Origin of the sequence: Caulobacter endophyticus (assembly GCF_003116815.1) — a bacterium.
In the GTDB taxonomy this organism is placed as follows: domain Bacteria; phylum Pseudomonadota; class Alphaproteobacteria; order Caulobacterales; family Caulobacteraceae; genus Caulobacter; species Caulobacter endophyticus.
Genome location: NZ_QDKQ01000071.1, coordinates 275,029 through 284,629, shown reverse-complemented (window position 1 = coordinate 284,629; position 9,601 = coordinate 275,029). Strand labels below are relative to the sequence as shown.

Here is a 9,601-nt window from a genome sequence, read left to right as displayed (position 1 = left end):
ACGCTTCGCCCACCGGCCGTTGCCGTCCATGATGATGGCCGCATGCAGTCCCGCGCCGGCCTCGCCCCCGGGGCGCGCGGTCTTGGTCTGCAGGCCGGTCTTCGGCGACATGCGCTCTTAGCCTTCCCTTCTCATCCCCCAGAAGCCCACCAGAGAGGACAATCAGACCTGCATGATCTCTTGTTCCTTGATTTTCAAGGCCTCGTCGATGCGCTTGACGGCCTCGTCGGTCAGCTTCTGGACCTCGGTTTCCATCTTCTTGCGATCGTCTTCGTTGATGACGCTGTCCTTCTCGGCCTTCTTCAGGTCGTCGTTGGCGTCGCGACGAATGTTGCGCACGGCGATCTTCTGCTGCTCGGCGTACTTGCCGGCGATCTTCGAGAGGTCCTTGCGGCGCTCCTCGGTCAGCGGCGGGATCGGGATACGCAGGTTCTGGCCCTCGACCACCGGGTTCAGGCCCAGGCCCGAGGCGCGGATGGCCTTCTCGACCGAAACGACGACGCCGCGATCCCAGACGCTGACGTTGATCTGGCGCGGCTCGGGCACGCTGACCGAGGCCACCGCGTTCAGCGGCGTGGTGGAGCCGTAGGCCTCGACCATCACCTGGTCGAGCAGGCTGGCCGAGGCGCGGCCGGTGCGCAGGGAGCCGAACTCGTCCTTCAGGGCGAGCACGGCCTTGTCCATGCGGTCTTTGTAGCGGGAAAGGACGGGCTTTTCGGCGGCGGCCATGGCTTGGGCTCTCTTCGCTTTAAGTGAAATCAGGCGTTCGCGACGACGGTGTGCGTGCCTTCGCCACGCAGCACGCTGAGCAGGTTACCCCGCCCCTTGATCGAGAACACCACGATCGGGATGTTGCTGTCGCGCATCAGCGCCACGGCCGAGGCGTCCATGACGCGCAGGTCCTTGGCCAGCACGTCCATGTAGCTCAGGCGGTCGTAGCGCTGGGCGTTGGGATCCTTCTTGGGATCGGCGGTGTAGACGCCGTCGACGCTGGTGCCCTTGAACAGCGCGTCGCACTGCATCTCGGCGGCGCGCAGGGCGGCAGCGGTGTCGGTGGTGAAGAACGGGTTGCCGGTGCCGGCGGCGAAGATCACCACGCGGCCCTTCTCAAGGTGGCGCTGGGCGCGCCGGCGGATGTAGGGCTCGCAGACGGTGGCCATCGGAATGGCCGACTGCACGCGGGTCTCGACGCCGATGCGCTCGAGAGCGTCCTGCATGGCCAGGGCGTTCATCACGGTCGCCAGCATGCCCATGTAGTCGGCGCTGGAGCGCTCCATGCCCTTGGCGGCGCCGGCCATGCCGCGGAAGATGTTGCCGCCGCCGATGACCAGGCACAGCTCGACGCCCGACTTGACGATCTCGGCGATGTCCAGGGCGACCGATTGGACGGTGTTGGTGTCGATCCCGTAGGGCGTGTCGCCCATCAGCACTTCGCCGGAAACCTTGAGCAGAAGACGACGGTACGGCTTGGCGGGGATGGGATCAGACATGGACCGGGCTCTTCCTGAGTCGTCGGCACGCACCATAGTGCGCGTTACACAAAAGTGGGATCGGTTTTGCGCCAGGCGAGCGCGCGCCTGTTCAAGCACAAAAAAAGGGCGCGGCGCGCGCTCGATGCGCGCCGCGCCCTTGATTTATCGACCGTGAAAACGGCGAACCCGAGGCCCGCCGTCTCCATTGTCATGGTCGGCCTTAGGCCTGACCGGTCATCGAGGCGACTTCGGCGGCGAAGTCGTCCTGCTTCTTTTCCACGCCTTCGCCGAGGGCGAGACGGGTGAAGCCCTTCACGGTGATCGGCGCGCCGAGGGTCTTGCCGGCTTCGGCCACCAGCTGCTCGACGGTCTGGTCCGGGTTCATGACGAAGGCTTGCTTCAGCAGCACGACTTCTTCCAGGAACTTGCGGATGCGGCCTTCGATCATCTTCTCGATGACCGACTCCGGCTTGCCCGACTCCAGAGCCTGCTCGGTGAACACGGCCTTCTCACGCTCGATGGCGGCCGGGTCCAGATCTTCCGGCGACAGCGAAAGCGGGGCGGTCGCGGCGACGTGCATGGCGATCTTGCGGCCCAGCTCGCGCAGGGCGGCCTTGTCGCCAGCAGTCGACTCCAGGGCGACCAGCACGCCGATGCGGCCGAGGTCCGGAGCGGTGGCGTTGTGGACGTACGAGGCGACGACGCCGTTCTCGACGGTGTGCTTGGCGGCGCGACGGACCATCATGTTCTCGCCGATCGTGGCGATCAGGTTGGTCAGGTGGTCCTGAACGGTCTCGCCGCCAGCCAGCTTGGCGCTGGTGATGGCGTCGATCGAACCGTCGGTGCCCAGGGCGGCGCCGGCGATCTGACGGGCCGCGACCTGGAACAGGTCGTTGCGCGACACGAAGTCGGTTTCGGCGTTCACTTCGACGGCGGTGGCGGTTTCACCCGCGCCGTTTTCCGACACGGCGATGGCCACCAGGCCTTCGGCGGCGGCGCGGTCGGCCTTCTTGGCGGCCTTGGACAGGCCCTTGGCGCGCAGCCAGTCGATGGAAGCCTCGATGTCGCCGTTGTTTTCGGCCAGGGCCTTCTTGCAGTCCATCATGCCGACGCCGGACTTCTCGCGCAGTTCCTTGACCAGCGCAGCCGTGATCTCAGCCATGGAATATCTCCAGATTCAAACGTTTAGCGACCGGGCTTGATAGCCCGGTCGCGTGTCGGTAGCGCGACGGCCGCCCGCCCTCGCCAGGAGAGCCGGCGGCCGAAGAGAAATCAGTCGGCGGCCGGAGCAGCGACTTCTTCGGCGGCTGCTTCAGGAGCGGCTTCCGGGGTCAGTTCGCGGGCCAGGGCCGGCTCGATCGGAGCGACCGAGGCGCCCAGGTCGACGCCCGAGGCGGCTTGACCGGCGGCCAGGCCGTCGAGGACGGCGTCGGCGATCAGGTCGCAGTACAGCTGCAGGGCGCGGGCGGCGTCGTCGTTACCCGGGATCGGATAGGTGATGCCGTCCGGATCGCAGTTGGTGTCGAGGATGGCGACGACCGGGATGTTCAGCTTGCGGGCTTCCAGGATCGCGATCGCTTCCTTGTTGGTGTCGATCACGAACATGATGTCGGGGATGCCGCCCATGTCCTTGATGCCGCCCAGCGACAGTTCCAGCTTGTCGCGCTCGCGGGTCAGCTGCAGCAGTTCCTTCTTGGAACGGCCGGCGCCTTCGCCGCTCATGATGCCTTCCAGCTCGCGCAGGCGAGCGATCGAGCCCGAGACGGTGCGCCAGTTGGTCAGGGTGCCGCCGAGCCAGCGGTGATTCACGTAGTACTGGGCGCAGCGCTTGGCGGCCGTGGCGACCGGATCCGAAGCCTGGCGCTTGGTGCCGACGAACAGCACGCGGCCGCCGGCGGCGGCGACTTCACGGACCTTCACCAGGGCCTGGTGCAGCAGCGGGATGGTCTGCGACAGGTCGATGATGTGGATGTTCGAGCGCGAACCGAAGATGTAGCGGTCCATCTTCGGGTTCCAGCGGTGGGTCTGGTGGCCGAAGTGGGCGCCGGCTTCCAGGAGCTGACGCATGGAGAATTCGGGAAGAGCCATCGGGCCTTAATCCTTTTTCCGGTTGAACCTCCGTGGACACCCCCGCTCCAGACCATTCTGGAGGCGGGACCGGAACGGCGACGTCGGGATGTCTCCCCGGCGCTGCCGAACGTCCACGTGTGGAATGGCGCGCAGATAGTCGTGAAACGGCTAGAATGCAAGCCTTTCCCGAAGCCCGCCGGTCTGGAGGGGCGTTCTTTCCGGACATTCACGGACCAGCGCACGCCTTCGCCGCCGGCCGGGCCGCTCGTCCCCACTCGTTCGACAGCGCCTCGCAGCCATTGCCGGACAGGCGACGAAGCGATCGAACAATGGCCAGCGCCTCACGCAAGCCGCGCACCGAAACTGATATCTGATACAAGATCTCTCGCGCCCGACCGACGCCGGACGTCGCGCCCTCGTGTCGCTGGCGCGGGGCCACACGGCCAGGACACGCCCGACGCCGTAGGCGCCGCCCCAAGGTCCTGCCTGGAGCGGCCGACTGTCGATCATCCCTCCGCTCCGCCGGGCCGGCCACTTTCCCGATCCGCTCACGCCACCCAGGCGCGCGACTAGAGCGCCAGGGCGATCGCCCTCAGAACGACTTGCCGTCCACCTGCTGCGGCTCCAGGGCGAAGACGTCTACACCATCGACGCAGCGGACGTTGATGGCGGCCATCTCCGCGCCGCTCGGCGCCTCGCCGCGGGCGAAGGATTCAATGCCGCAGTCGCCGCAGAACAGGTGCTGGATCTTGCCGGTGTTGAACCGGTACTCGCTCAGGGCCTCCTCGCCCGACAGCAGGCGGAACTGCTCGATCGGCGCAAAGGCCAGCACCGAGCCCAGCTTGGCGCAGCGCGAACAGTTGCAGCTGATGATCTGGGACAGGTCCGCCTCGACCTCGAAGCGGACCCTGCCGCACTGGCAGCCGCCGGTATGCTGTGTCATCGCTTCCTCCCTGTCGCGCCGGATTCAGGATCCCGCGCCCTCACAGTCTATCGATCCGCCGTCCCGCCAGCCAAGGCCATCCCGAGGCCGACAACGCCAGCGCACGAGCGGCCCGGAGACGATCCGTCGCCAGCCTGAAGCCGCTGCAAGCAGCGTTCAGTCGGGCCAGCGCAGCGCCAAACCTCTCGAACCCGATCGGGCCGCGCCCAGCCTATCCTCGCACCCCAGACCCGCCCCGCGGTCCCGACAAAAAATAGGGACCAAACTCATCAGGACGACGCCCAAGACCCCAGTCGAGACTTCTCACAGTTCAGGTCCGTCCGCCCCCTTCGACGGGGGATGAAACCACCACCAGCGCCAGCGACAGCGCCAGCGGGATCGACCCTAGATATCCTCCAGCAGCGCCACGCCCGGGGCAGTCTTCAGCGCGCCGCGCAGCGAGGCGTCCAGCGTGTAGCGGCCCGGCAGCTTCAGCTCGATCTCACGCCCCCCGCCCAGGGCCGCCACGAAACTGATCTCGCCGCCCTTCTGGGTCATGGCAGGCTCGATGCGGCGCTTGAGGGCCTCAATCTCGGTGGCGGCGGGCGACAGGTGCACCCTCAGGCCGGCCACAACGTTCTCGATGGCCTTCTCGATCGGCTCGGCGTCGTCGCCGAAGAACCGCACCTCGCCGTCGCGGGCCTTGGAGCGGACCTTGATGACCACGCCCTTGCCCGGCTCCAGCACGTCGCGGCACTTGCGCAGGGATTCCGGCGGGAACAGCACCTCGTATTCGCCTGACGGGTCCGACAGCGACACGAAGGCGAAGCGCTCACCGCTCTGGGAGGCCCGTTCCTGCCGGCGGCGGACGATGCCGCACATGCGCAGGGCCTCGGCGCCGGCCTCGGCCTGGGCCATGGCCTCGGTCAGCATCACGGTGCGCCGGCGGCGCAGCATGCCGACCATGTCCTCCAGCGGGTGACCGGTCAGATAGAAGCCGATCGCCGACAGTTCCTCGTCGAGCAGGTCGACCTGGGTCCAGGGCTCGACCTTCTTGAGGCGCGGGCGGCTGGCCGCCGCGTCGCCGCCGAACAGGGCATGCTGGCCGCCCTGGCGGTCGGCCGCAACGCTCTGGCCGTGAGCGATCAGCACGTCGGCGTTGGCGAACAGCTGGGCGCGGTTCTTGTTGAAGGAGTCGAAGGCCCCTGCCCGCGCCAGGTTTTCGATAGCGCGCTTGTTGACCTGCTTGGGATCCACCCGCTCGACGAAATCGAAGATGTCGCGGAACGGCCCGCCCTCGTCCCGCACGGCGACCAGGTGCTTCATGGCTTCAAGGCCGACGTTTCGGACGGCGCCAAGCGCGTAGAGCACTTCGCCGTTCTCGACTTCAAAGTCCGCGCCCGAGCGGTTCACGTCCGGCGCCCGCACCGTGATGTCGAAGCGGCGGGCGTCCTGATGGAAGACCGCCAGCTTGTCGGTGTTGGAGATATCCAGGCTCATCGACGCGGCGAGGAACTCGACCGGCGTGTTGGCCTTCAGCCAGGCCGTCTGGTACGCGATCAGGGCATAGGCGGCCGCGTGGCTCTTGTTGAAGCCGTAGCCGGCGAACTTGGCCACCAGTTCGAAGATCGAACCCGACTGCTCCTCGGGCACGCCCTTTTCCTTGGCGCCGGAGACGAAACGGATCTTCTGGAGATCCATCTCCTCCTTCTTCTTCTTGCCCATGGCGCGACGCAGCAGGTCGGCCTCGCCCAGGCTGTAGCCGGCCAGGATCTGGGCGATCTGCATCACCTGCTCCTGGTACACGATGACCCCGTAGGTCTCGCGCAGCACGTTCTCCAGCGACGGATGCAGAGTGTCGACGGGTTTGCGGCCAAACTTGCAGTCGACGAAGGTGTCGATGTTGTCCATCGGGCCCGGACGATAGAGCGAGATCAGCGCGGTGATCTCCTCGATCGAGCCGCAGCGCATCTTGCGCAGGGTGTCGCGCATGCCCTGGCTTTCCAGCTGGAACACGCCGACCGTCTGGCCCGAGGCGAGCAGTTCGTAGCTCTTGGCGTCGTCGAACGGCAGGCGGCCCAGATCGACCTCCATGCCGCGCTTGCGCAGGTGCTTCACCGCGCGATCGAGCACGGTCAGGGTCTTCAGGCCCAGGAAGTCGAACTTCACCAGGCCCGCGCTCTCGACCCACTTCATGTTGAACTGGGTGGCCGGAAAATCCGAACGCGGATCCTTGTAAAGCGGCGTCAGCTGGGTCAGCGGCCGGTCGCCGATCACCACGCCGGCTGCGTGGGTCGAGGCGTTGCGGAACAGGCCTTCCAGCTGCAGGGCCACGTCCAGGCAGTTGGAGACGTTGGCGTCCTCGTCCTTGGCCTGCTTCAGGCGCGGCTCGATGTCGATGGCCTGGGCCAGGGTCACCGGCGCGGCCGGGTTGTTGGGCACCATCTTGCAGAGACGGTCGACCAGACCCAGCGGCAGCTGCATCACCCGGCCCACGTCGCGCAGCACGGCGCGAGCCTGCAGGCTGCCGAAGGTGATGATCTGGGCGACGCGGTCGCGGCCGTACTTGTCCTGCACGTAGGCGATCACCTCTTCGCGTCGCTCCTGGCAGAAGTCGACGTCGAAGTCGGGCATCGAAACCCGCTCGGGATTGAGGAAGCGTTCGAACAGCAGGCCAAAGCGAAGCGGGTCGAGGTCGGTGATGGTCAGCACCCAGGCGACCAGAGAACCGGCGCCCGACCCCCGCCCCGGACCGACCGGGATGCCGTGGTCCTTGCCCCACTTGATGAAGTCGGAAACGATGAGGAAGTAACCGGGGAAGCCCATCTTGACGATGATGCCCAGCTCGAAATCGAGCCGCTCCCAGTAGACGTGCTCTTCCACCGCCAGGGTCAGGCCCTCGAGGCGCATGCGCAGCCCCTCGCGCGCCTGGTGGGCCAGTTCCTCGGCCTCGTTGCGGCCGTCGCCGGTGGGGAAGCTGGGCAGGATCGGGTCGCGCTTCTTGACCATGAAGGCGCAGCGGCGAGCGATGTCGAGCGTGTTGTCGCAGGCTTCCGGCAGGTCGGCGAACAGCTTGCGCATGTCCTCGGCCGGCTTGAACCAGTGCTCGGGCGTCACCCGGCGGCGTTCGTCCTGGCCCACGAACGAGCCGTCGGCGATGCACAGCAGCGCATCATGGGCGTCATAGAGATTGGGCTTGGCGTAATAGCAGTCGTTGGTGGCCACCAGCGGCGCGTCGTGGTCGTAGGCCCAGTCGACGAGACCCGGCTCGGCCGCCGCCTGCTGCGGCAGACCATGGCGTTGCAGCTCGACATAGAAGCGGTCGCCGAACACCTTCTGCATCTCGGCGAGGGCCGCATTGCCCTCGGCCGTCTTGCCGGCCGCGAACAGGCTGTCGACCGGGCCGTCGGTTCCGCCCGACAGCAGGATCAGCCCTTCCGAGTACTCGACCACCTTGGCCCACGGCACGACCGGCTCGGCCAGTTCGCCGCTTTCCAGATAGGCCAGCGACGACAGCTCCGAGAGGTTCAGGTAGCCCCGCTCGTTCTGCACCAGCAGGGTGATCGTCGGCTCGCGCGCCCAGCGCTCGGCCGGCTTGGCGCCAATGCCCTTCACCGGCAGGGCGCAGCCGATGATCGGCTGGATGCCGTTGTCCTTCGAATAGACGGAGAATTCCAAGGCCCCGAACAGGTTGGCCCGGTCGGTGATTCCCGCGGCGGGCATGCCGGCGGCCGCGGCCATGCCCGGAATCTTGTCGGCCTTGATGGCCCCCTCCAGCAGCGAATAGGCCGACCGGACGCGAAGGTGGACGAAACCCTGGCCTTCAACACCCGACATGACCTCGACCTCGCAGCTTTCCGACTCAAGCCACCAACTGGGCGACCGAACACATCATCCAGACGAACCCGGCGACAGATACAAGCGCCAAAGACTCACGCGCGATCCGGACCATAACATCCCTCCACAGCTCGTTGGCCAGTTGCCCTTTTGTTCTATATTCCCCTTTCGTTCTCACCACAATAGTCCACAGGCGAATTGCGAGCGTTTTTGTCACGCGGGGCCTATGGTCGCGGATCAACCGGGCGGCTCTGGCCTTCGGCGGCGGAACGCGGCAGAAGCCCCGCCATGCGCCTGATCATCGACACCGACACCGCCGGAGACGACGTCTTCTCCCTGATGCTCGCCCTGCGCCGCCCCGGCGTGACCGTCGAAGCCATCACCATCAGCCACGGCAATGTCGGCTTCGAACAGCACGCCGAGAACGCCCTGGTGACGCTGGAGGCCTGCGAGGCGGTCGGCGTGCCGGTCTATTTGGGCGCGGGAAAGCCCTTCAACCGCGCGCCGCTCGACGCCGCCTACGTGTTCGGCGAGGACGGCATGAGCGATGCCGCGTTCCCGAAGACCGCCCAGCGCCCCTCCCCCGGCCACGCGGCCGACGAGATCGTGCGGCGGGTGATGGAAGCGCCCGGCGAGCTCACCCTGCTGGCCCAGGCCCCGCTGACCAACATCGCCCTGGCCGTGCTGCGCGAGCCGAGGATCGCCCAAGCCGCCAAGGCCCTGTGGGTGATGGGCGGAACCGACAACGGCGTCGGCAACGTCACCCCGGCGGCCGAGTACAATTTCTATGTCGATCCCGAGGCGGCCAAGATCGTCGTCAACGCCGGCTTCGACCTGCACGTGGTGACCTGGACCGAGACCCTGCGCGACGGCCTGCTGACCACGGCGCAGTTGGGCGAGCTGAACGCGCTGGGCACGCCGCGCGCCAAATTCTTCACCAAGGTCAACGAGGCCTCGCTGGCCTTCGCCCGCGACACCGAAGGCCTGGACGGCAGCCTGCACCCCGACGCCCTGACCTGCGCGGCCATGCTCGACGAGGCCCTAGTGCTGGAAGCCGAGCGCTGCGTGATCGACGTGGAGACGATGGGCGAGCTGACGCGCGGCTATCTCAGCGTCTCTCACTCGATCCTGCCGGACATCGAGATCGCCGACCCGGCCCTGAAGCGCCGCGAGCCCAACGCCCGGGTGATCAAGAAGATCGACCAGGCGGGGTTCTTCGCGGCGATGCGGCAGGCGCTGCTCTAGAGCGGGTAGACATTGCGGTCGCCGGCATGGACCCTCGCCACAAGGGCGAGGGAGG

The 9,601-nt window shown here is 66.9% G+C and carries 8 protein-coding genes; 1 reads left to right on the top strand and 7 read right to left on the bottom strand.

Annotation, left to right across the window (positions count from 1 at the left end):
- Nucleotides 1-162: 162 nt before the first annotated feature.
- The 7 genes from frr to sidA form a co-directional block, all read right to left on the bottom strand.
- Nucleotides 163-729: a ribosome recycling factor gene (frr, locus tag DDF67_RS22710; RefSeq protein WP_109455051.1), complete on the bottom strand. Its 567-nt coding sequence runs from the start codon at nt 727-729 to the stop codon at nt 163-165.
- Between the two features lie 29 nt (nt 730-758).
- A complete protein-coding gene (gene pyrH, locus DDF67_RS22705; RefSeq protein WP_109455050.1) occupies nt 759-1,490 on the bottom strand; it encodes a UMP kinase in 732 nt (243 codons plus the stop codon).
- 202 nt (nt 1,491-1,692) lie between these two features.
- Nucleotides 1,693-2,634 carry a translation elongation factor Ts gene (tsf, locus tag DDF67_RS22700; RefSeq protein ID WP_109455049.1) on the bottom strand — a complete coding sequence of 314 codons (942 nt, stop codon included), beginning with the start codon at nt 2,632-2,634 and terminating at the stop codon, nt 1,693-1,695.
- Nucleotides 2,635-2,744: 110 nt separating this feature from the next.
- A complete protein-coding gene (gene rpsB / locus DDF67_RS22695) occupies nt 2,745-3,560 on the bottom strand; it encodes a 30S ribosomal protein S2 (protein WP_109455048.1) in 816 nt (271 codons plus the stop codon).
- Between the two features lie 574 nt (nt 3,561-4,134).
- A complete protein-coding gene (locus tag DDF67_RS22685; RefSeq protein ID WP_109455047.1) occupies nt 4,135-4,485 on the bottom strand; it encodes a GFA family protein in 351 nt (116 codons plus the stop codon).
- Nucleotides 4,486-4,869: 384 nt separating this feature from the next.
- Nucleotides 4,870-8,301, bottom strand: coding sequence for a DNA polymerase III subunit alpha (gene dnaE, locus DDF67_RS22680; RefSeq protein WP_109455046.1), 3,432 nt, complete (start codon nt 8,299-8,301; stop codon nt 4,870-4,872).
- Between the two features lie 25 nt (nt 8,302-8,326).
- Nucleotides 8,327-8,416: a cell division inhibitor SidA gene (gene sidA, locus DDF67_RS22675; RefSeq protein WP_058346375.1), complete on the bottom strand. Its 90-nt coding sequence runs from the start codon at nt 8,414-8,416 to the stop codon at nt 8,327-8,329.
- 173 nt (nt 8,417-8,589) lie between these two features.
- Here sidA and DDF67_RS22670 point away from each other — a divergent pair, with 173 nt between their 5' ends.
- Complete coding sequence (locus DDF67_RS22670; RefSeq protein WP_109455045.1) at nt 8,590-9,546, top strand: nucleoside hydrolase; 957 nt, start codon at nt 8,590-8,592, stop codon at nt 9,544-9,546.
- Nucleotides 9,547-9,601 lie beyond the last annotated feature (55 nt).